Raw genomic sequence first — 23,184 nt, 5'->3', positions numbered from 1 at the left:
GCATTTTTTTGCAAAAATAAAAAATTTTACTCTCTCATCAAAAACTATTTTACATTGCAAATAAAATAAATTAAAAAAACTTGACAATAGATTTTAAAATATTCTTTATAAAATTATTCATAAAATAACATAATCATTTTAATATCAAACTAAAACAACAAAATATTTTATTTTTTAACAAATAATAAATGTCACATTAAGAAACACATTAAAATCATATATTAAATAGATATGACATCATTTATCGAGCGATGAAATAGACAAAAATGAAAAATTTAGTTGTAAATTCAGAATATTTTCGCGAATATTGCATATAGAAAAAGAATTAAAACAGTTTTTGTCATGAAGAGGTTATTTTTTCCATTATTATTGGTTGTCATGATGTTACAATCGTGCAGTCAAATAATCAACAACAATGCGCCAAAAAGGGAGCATATAAAATTGGAGTCTGACATTATGACTCCGGAAGTATTATGGTCGATGGGCAGGATTGGCGAGACAGACATTTCGCCGGACGGAAACCGAGTAGTATATACAGTCACCGACTATGACATAAAGTCAAACAGCGGACAATCAAGGATTTATGTATCTGATGTCAGCGGTAAGAATGTAAAATGCATCACTAAGGGCAAAGATGGAGAATACAGTCCGGGCTGGCTCGGCAACGACAGGATAGCATTCATGACCGTATTCAACGGTGCAATGCAGCTTTTTGAAGTAGATGCAAAAGGCAGAAACAGAAAACAACTCACCAACATCGAGGGAGGCATCACAGGTTATAAAGTAAGTCCTGACGGGAATTACCTTGTATATTCTGCTGAAGTAAAGATAAAAGACGACGTACATGACATGTATCCCGATTTACCGCTTACCACAGCGAGAATCAACAACGATTTGATGTACCGTCACTGGGACACATGGGTTGACACTTACAGTCATCTTTTTGTTGCCCAAATACCGGAAAAAGGCGTTGTCAGCGAGGGTATGGATATCATGAAAGACGAGCCTTGGGAGTCGCCGGTGAGGCCATGGGGCGGAATGGAACAGGTTGGCTGGAGCCACGACAGCGGCAGCATACTGTACTGCTGCAGAAAGAAAATCGGGAAAGATTATGCCTTATCGACAAATACCGACATTTATAAATACGACATATCTACCGGCATAACTCAAAACCTTACCGACGGCATGATGGGTTACGACCTTAATTTCACAGTGTCGCCCGATGGCAGCAAGATGGCATGGGAGAGTATGGAACGTGAAGGTTATGAAGCAGACAAAAACCGTCTCTTCGTAATGGATTTCAATACCGGAGAGAAAAAAGACTATACATCCACATTCGACCAGAATGTCAGCAATCTGACATGGAGCAACGACAGCGAGACCATATATTTCATCAGTGACATACACGGGACAGACCAGATTTACGCCCTGAATCTCAAAAGTGAGACCATAAAACAAATCACCAAAGGAACACATAACTTTGTGTCTATTGACGTAGCGGCATTAGGACTTGTTTGCGGAAAACAGTCGATGAGTCATCCTACTGAGTTGTATTTTGTTGACGCATATTCAGGTAAAGAGACTAAAATCACTACTGTCAACGACAACATTTTCAGTCAGTTGACCATGGGTGTTGTAGAATCACGTTGGATAAAGACCACTGACAACAAGATGATGCTTGTATGGGTGATATATCCGCCGCATTTCGATCCCACAATGAAATATCCCACGCTTTTATATTGTGAAGGAGGCCCACAGAGCACAGTAAGTCAGTTCTGGTCATACAGATGGAATTTTCAGATGATGGCAGCCAACGACTACATCATCGTTGCACCAAACCGTCGCGGTTTGCCCGGTTTCGGACAGGAATGGAACGAAGCCATCAGCGGCGACTACGGAGGACAGTGCATGAAAGATTATCTCTCAGCCATAGATGCCATGGCCAAAGAGCCTTTTGTCGATGAGACACGACTCGGTGCTGTTGGAGCGAGTTTCGGAGGATTCTCCGTCTATTGGCTTGCAGGCAACCATGACAACCGTTTCAAAGCGTTTATCGCCCATGACGGCATGTTCAACCTTGAGGCACAATATCTTGAGACTGACGAGATGTGGTTTGTCAACTGGGACCTCGGCGGTCCTTACTGGGACAAAGACAATCCTGTCGTACAATGGTCTTACGCCAATTCTCCACATAAATTTGTCGATAAATGGAATACTCCTATCCTTGTGATACACGGCGACAAAGACTACCGTATCTGCTACACTCAAGGCATGCAGGCTTTCAACGCTGCCGTCCTGCGAGGCATCCCCGCCGAATTTGTTTACTTCCCGGATGAAAACCATTGGGTACTTCAACCTCAAAACGGCATACTCTGGCAGAGACGTTTCTTCAACTGGCTCGACACTTATCTGAAATAAGAATTTTTTTACTCGTTCAATCCGTATTTCTTCAACATCGTAAACCATTGCGGCGACTCGACAATTGCAAGTAAATACGGATTGATTTTTTGTATCAGCAAAGGATTGGGAGATGTAAAACAATAATATTCCCTGTTATTAGGCAAGTCCGTAATCATCAAAGACGCCACATCACTGGCATCCTGCTTTGCCAAAAAATATGCCAACGAAGCATTCTCATCGACGAAAGCATCTATATATCCTTTCAGAAGATATCCCACTCCATCTCCAACATCCTGAAACTCGACAGTCTTTATTCCCTTATGATTAAGATAAAGACTTGTATTGCTGTCTTTCAGGCAACCGACTTTCATTTTATGCAAATCAGCGAAACTATTGACATTGTTGTAAATCTTTCTTGCTGTGAGTTCAGATGACGCTGCTGCGGTAAAACCGCTCACCACGAGAACCGAGGCAAGCATCCATACTGCGGCAATCATGCGACCGGAGCCTGTTGCCGGCACCTTGTCGCCATAACCTACGGTAGTCATGGTGACCCACGACCACCAAAGACCGTCACCTATACCTTTGAACTTGGCAGGAAACTCATTGTTGATCTTTCTCTCAACAATCCATACAAGAAAACCGACCACCATATTCAATACAACAAGAAAAACTATCATTTTCAGGAAATTGACAGAAAAAAGATTCTCGAAAAAGGCGACCCATGGAGAAACAGTCTTTTTGACAGTGGCGACAGCCATGGCAGATATATAAAAAGGCTCGGACGAGAAGTCATCATTCCATGTATCAGACATCGCAACCAAAGGAGCAACAGCAAGATTCATTTTGCGCAAAGCTATATCATGTTCTCCATTGTCTTTCATTACTACTGTATATTTTATTGATAATGAATCGGCAACAGCATCCCACAACTCCAATGACAATCCTTTTGCGACACCGTCATCTACAATCACGAAAGGAGGGTCTTCATCTATACCGAAAACCAAATTGTCTTCTTTGGCATCCGCCTGCAAATTACTTGCCAATAAAACAGAAAAAATAAGATAAATAAACTTCATAACATTTTTTATGAATAACAAAAATCGATTCATGCAGTTTGACAAAAACAGCATTTTATTTAAAAACAGTGTTGTTATTCTCAAGCAATATGCGTAACCGGTCTATCTGTTCAGTATTAAGTCTAATGCGAGATATCCAATTCAGGAAAACTTTGAGATTATGTATATCGGATGCCACAAAAGTATAAATATCATTATCAAGCAGGTGCAATGCCTTTTTCTTCACCGACAAACCATAATAACCTGATAATGAAAGTATATTCAATTGAAACAGACAGCCTGTTTTTAGATGTAGCAAGAACAGATCCACATCGTTAAATTTATGAAACTCAGGATGAGCGAGTACAGGAATCTTTCCATCGGAACAGACCTGCATCAGTCCATCATGGAAAAAGCTCTCCGGTGTCTTCACAGAAGTTTCCATCAACACGTAGTTGGATTTTCCAAGTGTCATGAAGCCGTCGTTTTTATGAGACATAAAACCGTCATCTATTACATACTCTGCAGCCACGTCAAGTTTCATTTTAGTTTTTGTCTGCATTATCGTCCTGTTAAGATGGAAAAACTCCGCTGTCACTGCCGGTTTTCTGTTATGACTGTACCCTACTGTAAAATGCGGCGTCATTATCATTCTTTTGATGCCGACAGCTTCAAAACGTCTTATCACATCCACAGTCTCGCACATCGACTGTACTCCATCATCTATACATGGCATTATATGTGCATGTATATCACTTGTCCCGTCGAACAAACCCTCAGGTAATTTCTTTTTTATCACCTTATCTATGACAAAAACATTTTTCATCTTATGATATACAGGACTTTAAAACATATTTTACAACATTTTATCTATAACATGTTACGGTAGAATGAAATACGAGCACGATATTCACATCCTATCATAAAAAATAATCATAAATCAAATAATAAAATCCAACAATTTTATCTTCAACAGATTACTTTTGACATGACAAGTCAAAACGACAAGAATATTTTGTCAATTAACGATATCTTCATAAACATTTTTCATTTTCGTTATATACGAAGAAGCGTTATACTGCACGTTCACCTCATTTTTCACCACTTCGGCAATGAGACGGGAATTTTCGTTACGCATGACGGCATTAGTTTTTTCTGCAAAATCATTTACATCGTCGGTTTTATACAGATATGCATATTTCCCGTTATGAGACAATTCCCTTGTAACTTCTGTATCGTTTACGACAACGGGAACACCCAATGACATAGCCTTTATCATGTCAAAACCGACATTATCAGACTTTACGACATATACGAAAACATCAAACTGTTTCATGACACCGTCATAATCTCCCGTGTTAATCAATGTAACATAATCCAAAATACACTTTTTAAGACAATAAGAAACGCATTCATTATAAAGACCAGAAATATCCTTGTTTCTTCTACCTGCAATAACACAATGGAAGTCACGACCTTTCTTCCAAAGTTGTCTGACCATTTTGCAGACAAAGAGAAAATCTCTCTCGGCTGTAAAATCACCCACAGTGCCGATGAGATAACAATCCGATGGAAGAAAAAGTTTATCTCTCAATGACTTTTCTTCGACAGTATCGACTTTGCGTGGAAACAGACAATTGGAAACAAGAAAGTTTTTCTTTTGATAAATGCCATATCTTGACATGACATTCTTTCTTTGTGTATCCAAAATGAAGAGAAGAGCATCTGAACGACGTAATAAACAAGGAACCATCAACTTAAAAACACCATTGACATCCAATGCTTTATCCTGAAGTGTCAAAACAGTTTTCACCGGCAGACGCCATGATGCCAATTTAGCGAAGATAACATCAGTAATATGCTGTACATGAATGATATTGACTTTATTTTTTACAAGAAAAGACCTGAAGCGCACAAGTTCAAAAGGATTATAACAGCACAATTCTGATTTATTTAACGGCATGTCAGTTTCAGCATCCGACAGTGGTTTGGCAGCAAAAACGCCCACAATGTCAAATACGGATTTTTCAGTCTTTCTGACGATCTCCAAGGTCATATTTATTACATCAGGATTATTGTCTTTGCCAAGAAGATAAACAACGCGCATAATTCTGAATCATTTTTCAGACATATTAACAAAAACATGTGATAAAATGTTCAGCAAACACAATAGAAGCAAAGCAATAAGAGATGAGTTTTTAATACATTGGTGACCGATAAAAACCGTTATATGTAAAATCATTATTTAACCCACCAGTGCCATCTTATCAACATATTGCAGAGACGCCATGCTATGACGTCTCTACGTGTATGAATACAATCATTGTAAATACTATAAATAATTGATTATCAATAAAAAAAAACATGACAATACATCTGTTTTTCAGACATAAAATCATATTTTTAGATATTATTCAAAGAGAGGCAAAAAAATTTATAGAACATTGATAATTGAAAAAACAAAATCCCCTCCTGTTGGAACATGTCTTCACAGGAGGGGACAGTTACAAATTCATCGAAAAAATTATCTTTTTCCTTTCATCAGTTCCACAAACGGATTATAATAATTCTCGCCCTTAGCTGTCACGCCTTCGAGGCCTTTACCACCATTTTTAGGACGTTTGACATCACCGAAAATGCCTTTTTCGAGTGCTGTAAACAACCCTTCTTTGTTTATCTCCTCGAGCAATGTTATAGTATTGTCCAAAACGAGTTTTGCCCTGTTGCGACAGATGCCGTTTTCTTTAAACTCCATCTCATCGCCTATGCTGCGCATATTGTTGAATATGTATTTGGCATTTTCAATAGACAGATAACGGTCGCTCATAAAAGGCGTATGGATTGCCTCTGTCGGCATGCCGAGGAGCTGGATACCCTGATGTGTCCAGATACCAATCATATTGAACAAGGCGTCCTGAATATGACCGCGGAAGATGTTACCTGTCATAAACTTGGTAGGAGGCATATATTTCAAGGTAGCCTTAGGGAATATCTCTCTTGTCATCTGAGCCTGAGCCAATTCATAGAGGAAGCCGTTTTCGAGCATGGGGTCCATCTCGAAAGCATGCCCCAGCCCCATCTGTTCCTCTTTCAAACCGGCTATCAATGCAAGTTGTTCGTTGATAAGGTCAGAAGCCAAAACGGTATGAGCCGCTTCCACTGCATCAGCGGTAGTAAGATAGTTGTCTTCTCCCGTGTTGATGATGACGCCGGCAAAACCGTTTATAATACGAGACATATACTGGTCGATGAGGGTACGCTGCATGTTGATGTCTCTGAACAGTATGCCGTACAAAGCATCGTTCAACATAACGTCGAGACCTTCAAAAGCGCCCATTATGGCAATCTCCGGCATACAAAGTCCGGAGCAATAGTTACACAGTCTGATATAACGGCCGAGTTCCTCGCCCACCTCATCCAAAGCCTTACGCATGATACGGAAGTTCTCCTGAGTGGCGAAGGTGCCGCCGAAGCCTTCAGTAGTGGCGCCGTAAGGCACATAATCCAGGAGGCTCTGTCCCGTAGTCCTGATGACGGCGATGACATCGGCGCCCTGTCTTGCGCCGGCCTGTGCCTGAATGACATCTTCGTAAATATTGCCTGTAGCGACGATGATATACAGATAAGGTTTCGGTCCCTCACCTATGGTGTTGAGATAATGTTCCCGACGTTCTCTGCGAGTTCTGATGCGGTTGATATTCTCATCCACCACCGGCTGGAGCACGGCAGCGATCTCTTTGGCATCTCTCGTCACCACCTTGGTAATATCCAATTTTCCCAACGCCATCTGTTCAGCTATCTGTTGTGGTTTCAAGCCCGTCTGTATCATGGCATTGGCAATGAAAAACAGCACGCCTTCAGCGAGCACGCCTTTGTCTTTCAGATATTCAACCACAACATTGGGCAGCGGCACCTGATTGTCATCAACGCCGTCGATACCCATGAGACGGCATAGAGTACGTTCCACCGCCACTGTCGTATATTGGTCAACAAAACCCTGCACCTGAACGGCAATATTCTTTGCAAGTTGACGCGCATGTGCTACTTTCTCGAAATCTAATCCTATCTTACTATTCATATTCATATTTTATTTATTGTATTTCCATTATATTCATCATCAAGAAGCATCTTGGCATCAGCTATCCATTCTTCATCCACTCCGAGTGCTTCCGCAATATTCAATGCCTCATGAGGCACGTCACCTTCCTTTGCCTCCACAAGACTGTAATTCATCTTGCCATTCTCGAAACCTGTCACTCTGAGACATCTGCTGTTGAATGTCTTTATATTGTAATGTGTCACTATCACAAGGCTCAAATCCTTGTCCTGCAACAGTTTCACCAAAGCCGACACCAGGGCGGTACCTTCTGTCGGATTTGTGGTCCTTGCAGGTTCATCTACAAGAGCGAGGAAACGTGATTCTTTTCTCGAAGCCTTTATAATAGCGTCAATATTATGCATCTCTGCTGCAAACGACGACAAGCCCTTTTCTACAGACTGTTCATCGGTAAAGCAACAAAAAACATCATTTTGTAACATTATACCGGCTCTCTTTGACGGTATGCCCATGGCAAACTGAAACAAGAACTGACATAAAGCCAAAGTCTTTATCACTACAGTTTTCCCACCCATGTTGGCACCCGTTATTATAGTAGGCATCTTGCCTAAACATATATCAACTGCCTGATAATCTTTATTGTTTTTATTCAATATAGCCTTCACCTCCGGGTTAAACATTCCCTCATACCATGTTTTATCATCTTCAACAGAAGGAAAACACAAACCCATTTTTGTCATCTGTCTTGCTTTTGCGATATTCAAGTCTATAATTGCAAGAGCTTTCTGTGCATCATGCAAAGCGTCTGCATATTGCTGCAACGAAGCCGACAAATGTCCTCTTATCTCATCTTCTATCTCAGCTATCTCATTGAAAACATCTTCATCGACAGTCTCGCTGTTTTTCATTATCCCTCTCAAATATTTCAGTCTGTCGGAGTAGGAATCGTAAATATAAAATGATGCAATACGAAGTCCATCAGGGTCCAGCAGACTCACCACCTCGGCGAGGTCGGGAATATGCACATATTCATCCAAATGCAACTCTCGCATAACAGATTTTATCTCGGCAGACAAGATGGCAAGATATTTCACCTCGAAAAGTTCTATCTCATTCAAGACGCTTTTATTTCTGAGGCTGCGGAAAGTGCCGGCGAGGTCTTTTAGATTACACAATTTAAACATCAAAGTGTCAACAGATATTCTGTTTTCAGAAGACGACACCGCATCATAAAACGCTGACAATACAGAATATTCATGTTCAAGAACATTTCTGTCCTTACACATCTCCGAATCGAGCAAAAGACGTCTTGCATAACCCGAATGTATCTCCAAGTCATCTATCATGAAGCGCAAACCGCAAGGTATATCAGTCAATTGTCTCAGTTGCATAAATTTTTCTTTAAATCATATACCGGAAGGTTAATGGCTTCCGACAACTTGTCACACAATTTCTCCGAGTCAAGGACAATGCCGTTAGGTGAGGTAGGATTCACTGTCACAGCAATAAGTTTACTTTTTTGCATTACGCATAATCTGTTGCCGCCACCGGTGAACATCCTGTAAGTCAAAGGAGATATAAATATCTTTGTAAAATCTCTGACAACGAGTTCAACCCCTTTAAACACCTTATTCCGGCGCAGTCGATTCAAAAAAGCATCTGTCAATGCGCCGGTCACGAACAATGTCCTGCAATGCTGCATGTCACCAATATCAAATTCAGGAGACAATGAAGATGCTGCATGCATATCTCTCAGTCTTCCTTCATCGTCAACAGCCCAGACTCCTGTTATAATATCATTAAATCTCAAGACGTTATCATCCGATGTCCTGTCGAGATTTATCATTTCCACCATGAAAGCGGTTTTTTGAACGAGATTCATGATATTGGCAGACAAGGCAGCGCCGGTTGACAATATCATAGACTCGCTTATCGCAGGTGAAGCAAGGCTCATGCGTGACAATGCCCCATCCACGATAATCAAGTCAACATCATATTTTTTCATAGAGTCCATCCATCTCTTCAATCCACTGCCCGATGAGGGTCCGGACAGGAGCACCTTACCATTTGACAATGCCTTTGCTGTCACCACGTAACCCAATGATGTACTCTCGTTGCCGACTTCAAGCAATTCCGACAACACCTTTCTCATGAGATAATGTTTCTCGCTTGTAGCAAAATACATGCCCTCTCTCAACATTATCTCCGGTTTTGCCGTATGAGTCACCTGGTCGGTAGTCTCTCCGTCTATGCCAATAGAACTGACAGCGACTTTTATTATGTCTAACGGCAATCTTCTCATCACATAATTGAGACACTCCGTTTTGCCGGTATTTTTTTCCATACCGACAATGGAACAACTGCTGTATTTCATCAGTTCATCAATGAAAGGCATAGCAATATCATTAACTGTCAATTGTCAAACGACTATTGACAACACTTGTCATTTCAGTTTCTTTTGGCGTTCATGACGGTTAAGATGAGCCGGTTCAATGTTCATCTTCTCGCCTTCGAGCAAAGAAATAACACCATCCACCGGTTTATCCTTGTCTGTTTCTTCACGGACAGCCATCTCCGCCATTCTGCGTTTCTCACATTCGGCACAATGGCAGTCGTTGTGATATTCAGCAGGTTCTGTATATGTAGTGATAACGCCTTCGAAGTTACGCAACACCACTTTGCCGGGAGCCTGTGATATGACATACTGAGGCATAACGGGAGTCTTGCCGCCGCCACCGGGAGCGTCAATAACGAAAGTAGGTACGGCATAGCCTGAAGTATGACCTCTGAGACCTTCTATTATCTCAATGCCCTTTGAGACAGGAGTACGGAAATGTTCCAGCCCCATCGAGAGGTCGCATTGATAAATGTAATAAGGTCTGACACGCATCTTAACCAAAAGATGAACAAGATGTTTCATCACATGGACACAGTCGTTGACATCACGGAGCAACACGCTTTGGTTTCCGAGCGGCACGCCGGCATTGGCGAGCATCTCGCAAGCCCTGACAGCCTCCGGAGTCACCTCGTTAGGATGATTGAAGTGTGTATTCAACCAAATAGGATGATATTTCTTCAGCATCTCACAGAGTTCAGGAGTGATACGTTGAGGGCACACCACGGGAGTACGTGTCCCAAGACGCACTATCTCGACATGTGGTATGGCGCGAAGACGTGAGATGATATATTCCAATTTCTTGTCGCTGACCATAAGAGCATCACCGCCAGACAACAGCACGTCGCGCACCTCTTCAGTCTTCTCTATATATTCTATAGCTTTCTCTATTCTGTCGGCAGGAGACTCGTCATCTTTCTGTCCGGCAAAACGGCGACGGGTACAGTGACGGCAGTACATGGAACACATGTCGGTGATAAGGAACAGCACTCTGTCCGGATAACGGTGTGTCAGTCCGGGTACAGGAGAATCCTCATCTTCATGCAACGGGTCCAACAAATCGGCACGTGATATATGTGTCTCAGCAGCTGTAGGAATACATTGACGACGCACCGGGTCATGAGGGTCGTCAGGATTTATCAGACTCAAATAATAAGGTGTTATTGCCATACGCAGTGTTGTCAAAGCATTACGCACGCCGTCCTCTTCCTCAGGAGTGAGTTTGATATATTTTTTCAACTCGTCCAATGTCTCGATACGATTCTTAACCTGCCATTTCCAATCGTTCCACTGTTCGTCTGTCACTTCGGGGAACAATTGTTTTCTTCTTGATTCTGCCATAATATTAATACTCCATAATTAAAGATGTGGACTCATACATCTCTGCACAAATCCACATCATCATTTCAAATCATTTAAGCATATAGTTCTTCAAACACCTTACGGAGTTCAGCGTTCTCGCGCAACTCCTGCAATGTAATCTCGGCATGGCCTTTAGTATAGCCATTACCTATAATCATATTGACGTCGGCACCAACGCCTTCAGCACCGAGGGCTGCCTTGGTGAAGCTTGTAGCCATAGAGAAGAAATACACAGTACCATTTTCTCTCGTACACAACACCGATGTCATCTCAGTATCCGGTATGTTAACATTGTTGATGGTGATATCAGCCATCTTGCCGTTTGTCAAATCGCTTACGATTTGCATAGTCTCAACCGGGTTTGTAGCATCGCCCGAGAACACATGGTCGCAGAAGCCGAGTTTTATCAAACGCTCTGTTGACTTAGGGCTGTGGCACATTCCAATGACCTTACCTGTCACGCCGACACGTTTCTTTGCCTCATAGCAGCATAGCATGCCTGACTTGCCACCTGCGCCAATGATAAACACTGTGTCACCGGGTTTGCAAAGTTTAGCTGTCTGTGCAGGAGCTCCGGCTACGTCGAGAGCCGACAATGCGAGTTTCTCAGGCATATCGGTCGGTATCTTGGCGTAAATGCCGCTTTCGAAAAGTATGGCTTTACCTTTTATGTCAACCTGATCGACATCAGGACGTATTTCAAGAATTTCATCGATGCGAAGAGGTGTCAATGACAATGATACCAGGGTAGCTATTTTATCACCTTCCTTAAGGTCGATCTTTCCCTTCAAGGCATCTCCTATTTTCTCAACTGTACCAAGCAACATACCACCTGAACCTGTCCATGGGTTGCGGTGTTTACCCTGTTTCTCAACGATTTCTAACATTATCTTCTTGATTTGTTCCGGATCGTGGTTAGCTCTGTTGGAAATATCTGTAAATGAAGCTGAGTCTATATTCAAAGTCTTGACATCGATTAAAATCTCGTTATCGTAGATTTCATCCATGTTGTTATCAATCTTGTTAGCCGGTTGTGGGAGAACGCCTTTCGGCTCAATTACACGGTGTATACCGTATTTATTACCATGTTTTTGCATAAAACTTAATTTAATTTTGTTGTTAGATAATTTTAATTATTTAATATTCAATTATTTTCTTGGTTTAAGTCCCAATATTGCGCGAGCCTCTTCCGAGGTAGCCACCGGACGACCGAGTTCATTGGCGATACGGACTACTTTAGCCACGAGTTCGCCGTTTGATTTAGCGAGTACACCTTTGGAGAGGTACAGGTTATCTTCGAAGCCAACTCTTACATTTCCGCCCATTGCTATTGCTGCCGCTGCCATAGGGAAAGCATGACGACCTATGCCCGTCACTGTCCAGGTAGAGCCTGCCGGTATGGCATTCACGAGCCAGCACAGATTAGGCACTGTAGCCGGAGTACAGCCGGGAACACCGAGTACGAAGTTGAATTGCAGCGGATTGCCGGGCACCTCGCCTTTACGTACCATGGTAAGTACCGTATCGAGATGACCCATCTCGAAGCACTCGTATTCCGGTTTTATGTTATTCTCCATCATACGTTTGCCAAAGGCTCTCATCATCGGCATGGTGTTGTCGAAGATTTCGTCGCCGAAATTACATGTGCCGCTGTCGAGCGTTGCCATCTCCGGGAACAACTCCGTAGGCTGCAGTCTCTCTTCAGCCGACATTCCCACTGCGCCTCCTGTAGAAGGAATGAGAATGACCTCGGGACATGCCTTGTATATGGCGTCAATACACTCTTTGAAACGGGCCTTGCTCTGTGTAGGAGTGCCATCGTCTTCACGTACATGAAGATGTACTATTGCAGCACCTGCATCCACTGCCGATTTCGCCTCACGCACTATCTCTTCCACTGTATAGGGCACCGCCGGATTCTGTTCTTTTGTTACTTCAGCACCGCATATTGCTGCTGTTATGATAAGTTTATCCATATTACTTGTTATTTCTTTGACATTCTTTTAATGTAACACATGTTCCCGATGCCCTGCACACCACCACAGGTTCTGCAAGTACATCGGCAGCCGAATCGGAGATGTCGGGACGCGGCATGATGACTTTTCTTGCCTCGAAGACCATCTTACGCGAAGTATTGCCTTCCGACACTATCTCACCGACAGCCTCTATATAGTCGCCGGCATAAACAGGGGCCAAAAACTCCACGTTGTCGTATGCTCTGAAGAGACCCTCGTCGCCGTCACGCATTATCAACAACTCGGTAGCCACATCGCCAAAAAGATGCAACATGTGAGCACCATCTACCAGATTACCTCCGTAATGAGCATCTTTGGCACTCATACGGACTCTGATCATCGATTTATACTTCTTTTCCATTTCCATAATTATTTCTCTACATAAATACCATTCACGAAAATTCCCGACACATGAACATGTTCAGGAGCTATCTCTCCCGTTTTGACCAACTTCTCCGCCTCAACTATCACATAGTCGGCTGCCATTGCCATCAGAGGGTTGAAGTTCTGTGTCGTTCCTATGAACACCATATTACCCTCTTCGTCCACTATGTTCGCTCTCAGGAAAGCTATGTCTGCTTTAAGAGGTTTCTCCAACAGATAGTCTTTACCATCCACATTGATAATCTCTTTTCCTTCGGCTATGACAGTACCAAGACCTGTAGGTGTCAGAACTCCACCCAAACCGGCGCCGTAAGCTCTGATACGCTCTGCCAATGTCCCCTGAGGCACATATTCCACTTCCAAAGTGCCTGCATTCTTCTGTGCCGCTGTCTCCTTGTTGGTTCCCGTATGAGACACTATGGCTTTCTTAACCTGATGATTAGCAACAAGTTTACCATGTGCGACATTATCATACGCCGTATCATTTGAAATGATGGTTAAATCTTTTACGCCTTTTTCCACCAAAGCGTCTATGATTTGAACTGCACTGCCAACACCAAGGAATCCACCAAACATAATTGTCATTCCATCATGGACTCTCGAAATGGCTTCTTCTAATGTAATCTGCTTATTCATAGCTGTTTATATTTTAAATTTTATTACTTAACCTAAGTTTAAGACTGCAAATTTAGTAAAAATTCTTTAGAGTTTCACTTTTTATTTATTAATATTTAATGTTTTTCGTTTAATTTGTGTTTCAGATTGCAAACCTAATCTTTTCCGGCATTCATGCAATGCCCTTGCAATAAAAAATCCATTTCTCATCAATGATTAGAAACTTATCATGACCATACAAAAATCCTTAAATCAGAAGCATTCCATATTGTTCATATTTTAATGTCAAAATACAATAAAAAATCATTGATTTAATATACAAAAAAAACAAAATCATCTTTTCCTTTTAAATTTCATGAAATCATCAATCATAATTGAATATAAAATTCACTTTTAACTCGATAACAAACGGATATAATCATCTCAACATATTACAAATCTTTTCTTCGAAAACAATTATCGCAAAATCAAGTACGATCAACGATTTTCACTTAAAAACATCGACTATTAAGTCAATGAGTTTTCAAATATCTATATTGAACAGAATCACAATCTTATTACATTTCAACCGCAGTGTATTATTTTTATTTCAATTCTTACCTGATAAAAAAACATCATTGACATAAATTCTTTTCAAATCATAATATTAAAAACAACATAAAAAAATTTAAAATCTTAATAATTATACAATTCCGAAATGATTAAAACATATACTTTCTTTCAACATTAATGATTTTCAGAACATGTTGTCAACTTTTTTTAAAAAAACTGTTATTTTTTCTTGACTTTTCATAAAATTCAACTTATCTTTGTCACAAATTTAAAACTTGTCAGGTTATGTTGACAATAATGATTTTAACTATTCTTGTGTTCGGATTGCAACTTGTAGTGTCACACTACACAGAGGAAGGCGATATACCTTCAAAAAATTCATACAAAAGGAATATGACAATATACATAATAAGTGCCATTGTCTGTACCATTTTGGCAATACTTTTCGGTAAAAACATTTACGACAAATGGATTGAGGGGGAATCGAGCATAATATTGATAGCGATATACATTGTCTTTATAATCGGAAGTACAATTCATTTTATACATAGTTTCAGGAAAATAAAAAATCAATCATTATAAAAACCGTTCTATTCATTTCTTTTACAGTGATTTATGAGCATCATCGATGATGCTGTATTTCAAGAAGAAAAGAAATTTCAGCAAAAAACGCGAGTTTGAATATCAGACCCGCGTTTTTATGATTACGATTGTAAGTTTAATTTAAAATAACATCCACATTTCCGATCTTGGTATCGAGACATTCATAAGATGCCGCATATTGCAATATGGCAATTCTGACTTTCTCACTTGGTTTAGCATCACTACAAAATGCGCGTACCGAATCTTTAATGCGTGCCTCAAAAGAGACGTCATTATCACAATGTGATGGTAAAAAATGTGTAACTTTTAAACTCATAGGCGATATTTTCGTTAACAAATACGGAAATATAACGGCTATGAGTTTTATTTAGTATGACGATACAAAATTATTTTATCGTCAGCACCAAATCTTTCTCTTTCACCATTTTACGCATATTAATCAAGGCATAGCGCATTCTTCCGAGAGCAGTATTGATACTCACGTTGGTAGCCTCCGCTATATCCTTGAAAGACATCTCGGAATACATTCTCATGTGCAACACCTCTTTTTGTTCCGGCGGAAGAAAATCAATCATTTTACGCACATCTTCATAAATCTGTTCCGTAATTATGGTTTCCTCTATAGACGGGTCCGCCAGTTTGGCGTTGTCCATAAGGTCGTATTCCTTGTTAACAGCCTCAACGACAGGCAGACGTTTCGATTTGCGGAAATAATCAATGACAAGATTATGCGATATACGCATCGCAAACTGTATAAATTTGCCTTCCTCCTTATAAGAGCCGGCTTTTATTGTTCTTATTATTTTAAGTATGGTGTCCTGATAAATGTCATCGGCAAGTTGCTTATCCTTCACAAGCATCAAGACATAGGAATAAATTTTATTCTGATGACGGTCAATTAAAATTTCAAAACTTGAAATATCACCTTTACGGTAATTTTCAACCAACTGTCTATCATTTAATATCTCAGACATATTTCCTCCCTTTATTTAATGGTTTCGTATGTAAAGGGTAAAATCTATTCTATAATGTCTCTCCTATTTTTTAACTGTTTAACAATTCGACGACTTCTTCTATTTAATTTTCTGCAAATTTAATGCATTTTTTAATGATGTCAAGGTTTTTTTTGTATTTTCGTGAAATTTTTTTCGAGAAGGTATAGAGTGATGAAGAAATCAGACAAGATAGAGATACGTGGTGCAAGAGTCAATAACTTGAAAAACATCGACATAGACATACAGAAGAACAAGTTGACCGTTATCACCGGTTTATCGGGTTCCGGAAAATCGTCTTTAGCTTTCGACACCATTTATGCTGAAGGACAGCGTCGTTATGTCGAAAGTCTCAGTGCTTACGCACGACAGTTTATGGGCAGACTGCGCAAACCGGATGTTGACAGAATATCAGGTCTGTCTCCTGCCATTGCCATCGAACAACGCACCAATTCTTCCAATCCTCGTTCTACAGTTGGCACTACTACAGAGATTTATGAGTATTTGAAACTGCTTTTTTCAAGGGTGGGTCATACTTTCTCTCCCATATCAGGTGTGGAAGTAAAAAGCCATCAGGTCGGCGACGTGGTGGATTTCATCTTCTCTCAAATCAACAATGCGGTATATATTCTCTCTCCTGTTATCCTTCCTGAAGGCAGAACATTGAAGGAACATTTGGAGATATTATTGCAACAAGGATTTAACAGATTGATTGTCAATAATAAAATTATACGTATCGAAGATTGTCTCAAAGAAAACATAACAGAGAACACCGACAACATCAGAATCTTGATCGACAGACTGAAAGTCAATGACAAGACACAGGAGCTTGTGGGACAGATTTCCGACTCGGTGCAGACAGCATTTTACGAAGGTAAAGACAGCTGCATAATACTTGTGGATAATAACGGAAGTTTCTCCGAACATTATTTTTCTTCACGTTTTGAAGCTGACGGCATGACATTCGAACAACCGTCGGTACATCTGTTTTCATTCAACAGTCCTTACGGGGCATGCAGTGTCTGCGAAGGGTTCGGCACCATCATAGGCATAGACGAGAATTTGGTTATTCCAAACAAAAGTCTGTCATTATACGACAATGCCGTTGCCTGCTGGAGAGGCGAGAAAATGAGTGCATGGCGCGATGCCATCATCAAGAAAGCTCGAAAATGCGACTTCCCCATTCATACTCCTTACAATCAGCTTACTGAAAAACAGAAAGACTTGCTTTGGAACGGATGCAGTTATTTCCAAGGCATTAATGACTTCTTCAAAGAGGTTGAGTCTCAGACTTACAAGATACAATACAGAGTGATGATGTCTCGATACAGAGGCAAGACAACATGTCCGAAATGCAAAGGCATGCGACTGACAGAAGCCGCTCAATATGTGAGAGTAGGCGGTAAAAACATCAATGAACTTGTATCCATGCCGTTGGAGAAACTGAAAGACTTTTTCGACAATCTAACGTTATCTGAAACAGAACATTCCGTGGCGGAACGTCTTCTCGTTGAGATACGCAACCGTCTTGACTTTCTAATAGACGTAGGTCTCGGGTATCTCACATTGAACAGGACCTCATCCACCTTGTCAGGCGGTGAGTCGCAGCGCATCAACCTCGCCACCTCGCTCGGGAGCAGCCTCGTGGGGTCCATTTACATACTCGATGAACCGAGTATAGGGCTTCACTCCCGTGACACACAACGACTTATCAAAGTACTAAAACATCTGCGCGACATAGGCAATACCGTCATTGTTGTGGAACATGACGAAGATATAATAAGAAGTGCAGACGAGATAATCGACATAGGCCCATACGCCGGAGTTTTCGGCGGAGAACTCGTATTTCAAGGCGACATAAACACCATGCTGAAAGAAGGGAAAAGTCTCACTGCCAGATATCTCTCGGGCGAGATGAGTATCCAAACACCTGCAACACGCAGGAAATGGAACAATTACATCTCTTTTAAACACTGCTCTGAGAATAACCTCAAAGATATTACAGTAAAAATACCTGTCGGCATAATGACAGTGATAACGGGTGTCAGCGGCTCCGGGAAGTCATCATTGGTTAACAACATCATTTACCCTGAACTGAAGAGATATTTGGACGGCACCATAGACAGAAGCGGAGTTTTTGAAAATATCACATTGACAACCCATCAGTTAAAAGCCGTAGAATATATAAACCAGATGCCTATAGGCAGGTCGTCGCGCTCCAATCCGGTAACATATATAAAGGCTTTTGACGACATACGACAGCTGTTTGCCGAACAGAAACTTGCCAAAATGCGTGGATATAAGGCAGGATATTTCTCTTTCAATGTTCCCGGCGGACGTTGCGACAATTGCGAGGGTGAAGGACAACTGAAAGTGGAGATGCAGTTTATGGCAGACGTTTATCTCATTTGCGATGTTTGTCACGGGCAACGTTACAAGGAAGAGGCGTTAGAGGTGAAGTTCATGAATAAAAACATAAACGACATTCTTAACATGAGCATTGACGAGGCTCTGGATTTCTTTTCCCGTCCCAACGACTTCAGCAACATAACGGAAAGGATAACAATGAAACTCAAGCCACTGCAAGATGTGGGGTTAGGTTATCTGAAGATGGGACAGCCTTCATCGACGTTAAGCGGCGGTGAGGCACAACGTATCAAATTGGCATCTTTCCTCGTAAACGGTTATAATGAGAAACCTACCCTTTTCATTTTCGATGAGCCTACTACAGGACTTCATTTCCATGACGTCAAAAAACTCCTTGCCGCCTTCGACGCACTGATAAAAAACGGCCATTCCATCATTGTCGTGGAACATGACCCCGATGTCATAAAGTCAGCCGACTGGATAATAGACCTTGGTCCGGAAGGAGGCGACCTCGGAGGGAACATCGTATTCGAAGGCACTCCGGAAGAACTTTTGAGATGCGACAAGTCTTATACTGCCGAGGTTTTAAAAAGAGTGATGAACAGATAACAACTGCCTGTAACTCATTTATTTACTACTGTCAAGATAGCGAAAAACCTTTGAAAAATCATCAAAAACGACAATCTTTCAAAGGTTTATTCATTCCATTCATATCCCGAAGTTATTTCAGCTTCATAAGAATTTCATTATCTTCAAGATAAATTAACAAGGCGAGTAACGGAACAATACACGCCGGCAACAATTATTTTTTTACTATTTTACGTTCTATCTCTTCCACCGGCAATTCTTTAGTACACAAGAACCAGTCGTGACAGCGGACATTTTTGTCATGACCTTCCATACGTTTCTGTGCTATGCCGCAAGAATTGGCAGTAGGGACTATCACATCGTCGCCGGGGCGCCAGTCTGCCGGCAGGGCAACGCCGAAATGGTCTATGGTCTGCAGTCCTATAAGCACGCGTTTTATCTCGTCGAAATTGCGTCCCAAAGCGAGGGGATAATACATAATACAGCGTATCTTGTCTTCCGGGTCTATGAAAAATACAGTCCTCACTGCCGCCGTATCAGTCTCGCCCGGATGTATCATGCCATATTTTTTTGCTATATCCATTCCAATATCCACTATGACAGGGAACTGCACCTGTATGTCGCTCATGCCGTTGAATTCTATCTTCTCTCTAATAGTCCTGAGCCAGGCGATATGGCTGTACAGACTGTCTATCGACAATCCGATAAGTTGACAGTTAAGCTCTTCAAAAGTCTTTGCCATACTGCCGAAAGTCATGAATTCCGTAGTACAAACAGGTGTGAAATCAGCAGGATGGCTGAATAAGATTTTCCATTTCCCCTTAAAATCTTCAGGGAATGAGATATTGCCCTGAGTGGTGACAGCAGTAAAATCAGGAGCATAATCTCCTATCCTTGGCATTGTGTTTTCGTTTCTTGTTTCCATATTCATGTTTTTAAAAGGAAACAATCATCATTGATTAAAGATTGAAAACAAAAGTTAAATTAAAATCTTTCTTGTAAATTTGATGTACAAGATTCATAGAGAACCATAGATACTGTTCCAAAAAAGTGTGTAAAATTCAAATTTTATCATTTTTTCGATGTCGCTATTTTTGAAAAAATTTCCGACCGCCGAAAGGCGGTATCTTTATCGTGCGGCTTTTAAATGCCGCACGAATAAATCAAATGAACCAAATAAATACAACGCGCTTCGCTTCTATTCTGAAACAGGGCGCACGGAAAGACCGTAGTAGCGGATGTTCCAACCCGTGCCGTGATTGTCACTGATGAAGTAAAGGTTGTACGCGTCCTGAGTATTGCTCTCGTACGGCGTAGAACTCCAATAGTATCCGTTCGAACCTGCGTCGTAAAGCGACGTCCCGTTACGGCCACCCGCAGCAGGAAGAAAAATACTGTTACCATTTGGGCCGATTACCTTATAACCTTTATTTCCGTCTTCATTCGTCATTATCCATGTACAGTTTTTCAATAATTCATCAAACTCCGCTTTTGTCGGCATTCGCCACGTCCCTCCCCAATTGGCTCTCGCTGCATCGTAACTCGCATTACCTCCTATATCTCCAATCTTTTTATTATATGTTTTACTGTTTTCATAAGTATAACTCGTTTTTGTCGTCGTTTCTCCCCAGGCATAATAATCACCGTATTCCGATGGTGAATTAGCTCCCACATTGCATGTAGCCCATTTCAATCCGCTCGGCAACCCAAGGTCAACATATTCATGCCCGTTAATCTTGTTTTCCGTAACTTCAAAATCATATCTCGTAGAACCATTCTCCGTCTGCACATACTCTTCTTTTTTTTCAACATGAGTTTTTTCATCCTCACTCGAGATTTCTCTTTTAACAAAACTCAATTTCTCATTCACATTCAGCACTTCTTTCTCTATTATTGTTATTTTCTTGCTCACTGTTTCATATCCTTGTTTTTCAAGTCTCAACTCTCGGGTACCCACCAATATGTCGGTGATATATTCCGGCGTCGTTCCAAGCATTTTACCATCCACGTATATATCGGCTCCCATCGGCGTCGTTGCCACATCCAACGTACCGTACACCGGCTCAGGATTCGGTATCACCACTCTCTCTTCCTTTCCTGTCGTCAGTCTCACATTCACTGTCGCCGTAATATGAGACTCCTTTCTCGCCTCAAACAGATGTTCCCCTCCCATCAGTTTTCCCATCCAGCTCCCGGTTCCTTTATATTCATTGTCAACATATATTTCTGCTCCGGCTTCCGTTTCCACTGTCACATTTGCATAATTTCCCCTCATCTCCATCTTTGCTTCCGTTGTCTCTCCATCCCTTACTACATAAGTCCTCTCCTCAGGATAATACATCTCTTTCACCACTCTCACCTTATACTCACCACTCTTGATTTTGTCTGCCTTATATGGTGTCTCTCCCATCTTTATTCCATCAACATATACGGCAGCTCCGCTCTCCGGCATGCTCGTAACATTAAGACATCCAAATGCAGGTCGCATTATCTTATCTATCACTGTCTTTTCAGTATAACTAATCTTAACCTCTCCGCTCTCCGCATGATACATGTTGCATTCTATCTTCCACCTGTGTGTCTCTCCCGCATTGTATAACAGAAACACTTCTTTCTCCCCTACAAAGACATCATCAACATATATCAACGCATTGGGCTGGTCCGCTTTTATTATCAGATAGTTTCTTACTACATTATTAACTTCCTTGTCTGCCGTTATTACCATGGCATAACACGTCTTCTCTTTCAGTGCATACGGCATGTCGTATATGGTCTTGCCATAGTCGTCATGTCTTATCACCAACTGGCTGCGTCCCGGTGACAGATACACCCATATCTCTCCGGGTGGAAAACTGACATCTACTATCTGCGTCGCCATATCTCCTGTGAAAAAGAACTTCCTCCTCTGCTCTCCGTCTATTCCCATTGTCGTTATCTTCAACAATGCACAATTGAACCCGTTACGGTCCTGCTTGGGATTTATCCTCGCCGTAAGGTCTGCCTCGTCAGGTTCTATGGACAATACCTTTATCTGAGAATATGAAACCATTGTTACAAACAAAAATAAAACGGATATAAGTATTTTCTTCATGGTTTACATTTATTTTTTGCAAAAATATAAAATAGGCCTTTTATTTAAAAATTTATTTGTAAAAAAATTTACAATAATTTTGTAGAAACGGCATAATATACAGCCGTATAGAAATGGCATGTACATACGATGAAATATAGTCTTTTCTTTTTGGATTTTTCAAGACGCCATACCATGATGTCTCTACATGTAAATCATATTTGGATTTCATTGGAATCCGATATTGACAAATTGTTTTGTGGCAGAATGAACATTATTAAGGAACAATATCAGGATTTGAATGAAATGGAGTTCAAGATATGTATTCGGTCACATTTTGATTTGTCCAAAAAATAAGAAACCGATTTCATGCATTGTTCTGTTTGTAACATAGATAAATACAGTTCCAAATTATGCGGTAAAATGACGAAAACAAACAGTAATACCATGTAAATGCCGAAAAAAAGTTTGTAAAAAACGCCTTGTACTTTCTTCATATAATATTTATAATCAACATTTTATATATATAACTGTACTAAAAAAAGTTTGTAAAGCTTTTTTCAGCCTGTTTTTTTCATATTTTATTCATTAAATTTGCGTAATTGAAAAAGAAAAAAATGTTATGAAATTAAATTCAGTAAATAAGGAAGCATTACTGAGAGAGAACAGGCCAAAAAAAGTTATTCACAAAATTTTTGGAGGCAATGTTTACGACGAAGTAACAGA

General features: G+C 40.8%; 17 protein-coding genes. 2 read left to right on the top strand and 15 right to left on the bottom strand.

Annotated features, from left to right (window positions below; translation table 11 throughout):
- Window positions 1-342: 342 nt before the first annotated feature.
- Window positions 343-2,418 (top strand): dipeptidyl-peptidase Dpp5, encoded by a 2,076-nt coding sequence (gene dpp5, locus ACZOVS_RS04895; RefSeq protein WP_483996109.1) that lies wholly within the window; start codon window positions 343-345, stop codon window positions 2,416-2,418.
- 8 nt (window positions 2,419-2,426) lie between these two features.
- Here the strand turns inward: dpp5 and ACZOVS_RS04890 are convergent, their stop codons facing one another.
- The 13 genes from ACZOVS_RS04890 to ACZOVS_RS04830 all read right to left on the bottom strand — a co-directional run bounded on the left by ACZOVS_RS04890 (window position 2,427) and on the right by ACZOVS_RS04830 (window position 16,415).
- A complete protein-coding gene (locus ACZOVS_RS04890; protein WP_483996108.1) occupies window positions 2,427-3,479 on the bottom strand; it encodes an ion channel in 1,053 nt (350 codons plus the stop codon).
- A gap of 55 nt (window positions 3,480-3,534) precedes the next feature.
- Entirely contained in the window at window positions 3,535-4,284 is a 750-nt protein-coding gene (locus ACZOVS_RS04885; protein ID WP_483996107.1) for a tyrosine-protein phosphatase, read from the bottom strand.
- A gap of 192 nt (window positions 4,285-4,476) precedes the next feature.
- A complete protein-coding gene (locus tag ACZOVS_RS04880; RefSeq protein ID WP_483996106.1) occupies window positions 4,477-5,565 on the bottom strand; it encodes a glycosyltransferase family 4 protein in 1,089 nt (362 codons plus the stop codon).
- 417 nt (window positions 5,566-5,982) lie between these two features.
- Window positions 5,983-7,536, bottom strand: coding sequence for a lysine 5,6-aminomutase subunit alpha (gene kamD, locus ACZOVS_RS04875; protein ID WP_483996160.1), 1,554 nt, complete (start codon window positions 7,534-7,536; stop codon window positions 5,983-5,985).
- A gap of 2 nt (window positions 7,537-7,538) precedes the next feature.
- A complete protein-coding gene (locus ACZOVS_RS04870) occupies window positions 7,539-8,906 on the bottom strand; it encodes a MutS-related protein (RefSeq protein WP_483996105.1) in 1,368 nt (455 codons plus the stop codon).
- Window positions 8,897-9,910: a lysine 5,6-aminomutase reactivase subunit KamB gene (kamB, locus tag ACZOVS_RS04865; protein ID WP_483996104.1), complete on the bottom strand. Its 1,014-nt coding sequence runs from the start codon at window positions 9,908-9,910 to the stop codon at window positions 8,897-8,899. Before kamB ends, ACZOVS_RS04870 begins: the two co-directional genes overlap by 10 nt.
- 48 nt (window positions 9,911-9,958) lie before the next feature.
- Window positions 9,959-11,251, bottom strand: coding sequence for a lysine 2,3-aminomutase (gene kamA, locus ACZOVS_RS04860; protein WP_483996103.1), 1,293 nt, complete (start codon window positions 11,249-11,251; stop codon window positions 9,959-9,961).
- A 74-nt stretch (window positions 11,252-11,325) separates the two neighbouring features.
- The gene (gene kdd, locus ACZOVS_RS04855) at window positions 11,326-12,369 is read right to left on the bottom strand and encodes an L-erythro-3,5-diaminohexanoate dehydrogenase (protein WP_483996102.1); all 1,044 of its coding nucleotides are present in this window, start codon (window positions 12,367-12,369) and stop codon (window positions 11,326-11,328) included.
- A gap of 51 nt (window positions 12,370-12,420) precedes the next feature.
- The gene (gene kce, locus ACZOVS_RS04850; RefSeq protein WP_483996101.1) at window positions 12,421-13,248 is read right to left on the bottom strand and encodes a 3-keto-5-aminohexanoate cleavage enzyme; all 828 of its coding nucleotides are present in this window, start codon (window positions 13,246-13,248) and stop codon (window positions 12,421-12,423) included.
- 1 nt (window position 13,249) lies between these two features.
- Window positions 13,250-13,648: a 3-aminobutyryl-CoA ammonia lyase gene (kal, locus tag ACZOVS_RS04845; RefSeq protein WP_483996100.1), complete on the bottom strand. Its 399-nt coding sequence runs from the start codon at window positions 13,646-13,648 to the stop codon at window positions 13,250-13,252.
- A gap of 8 nt (window positions 13,649-13,656) precedes the next feature.
- A complete protein-coding gene (locus ACZOVS_RS04840; protein ID WP_483996099.1) occupies window positions 13,657-14,307 on the bottom strand; it encodes a CoA transferase subunit A in 651 nt (216 codons plus the stop codon).
- 1,249 nt (window positions 14,308-15,556) lie between these two features.
- Window positions 15,557-15,757, bottom strand: coding sequence for a hypothetical protein (locus ACZOVS_RS04835; RefSeq protein WP_483996098.1), 201 nt, complete (start codon window positions 15,755-15,757; stop codon window positions 15,557-15,559).
- Between the two features lie 70 nt (window positions 15,758-15,827).
- Window positions 15,828-16,415 carry an RNA polymerase sigma factor gene (locus ACZOVS_RS04830; RefSeq protein ID WP_483996097.1) on the bottom strand — a complete coding sequence of 196 codons (588 nt, stop codon included), beginning with the start codon at window positions 16,413-16,415 and terminating at the stop codon, window positions 15,828-15,830.
- A 192-nt stretch (window positions 16,416-16,607) separates the two neighbouring features.
- On the opposite strand from ACZOVS_RS04830, the gene uvrA reads away from it, so the two are divergent.
- Window positions 16,608-19,409: an excinuclease ABC subunit UvrA gene (uvrA, locus tag ACZOVS_RS04825; RefSeq protein WP_483996096.1), complete on the top strand. Its 2,802-nt coding sequence runs from the start codon at window positions 16,608-16,610 to the stop codon at window positions 19,407-19,409.
- 193 nt (window positions 19,410-19,602) lie between these two features.
- Here the strand turns inward: uvrA and ACZOVS_RS04820 are convergent, their stop codons facing one another.
- The gene (locus ACZOVS_RS04820; RefSeq protein WP_483996095.1) at window positions 19,603-20,313 is read right to left on the bottom strand and encodes a peroxiredoxin; all 711 of its coding nucleotides are present in this window, start codon (window positions 20,311-20,313) and stop codon (window positions 19,603-19,605) included.
- 273 nt (window positions 20,314-20,586) lie between these two features.
- Window positions 20,587-22,479: a PEGA domain-containing protein gene (locus ACZOVS_RS04815; RefSeq protein ID WP_483996094.1), complete on the bottom strand. Its 1,893-nt coding sequence runs from the start codon at window positions 22,477-22,479 to the stop codon at window positions 20,587-20,589.
- Window positions 22,480-23,184: the final 705 nt, after the last annotated feature.

The organism is Candidatus Limimorpha avicola, from assembly GCF_056978975.1.
This window is presented reverse-complemented; position numbering and strand designations above follow the sequence as displayed.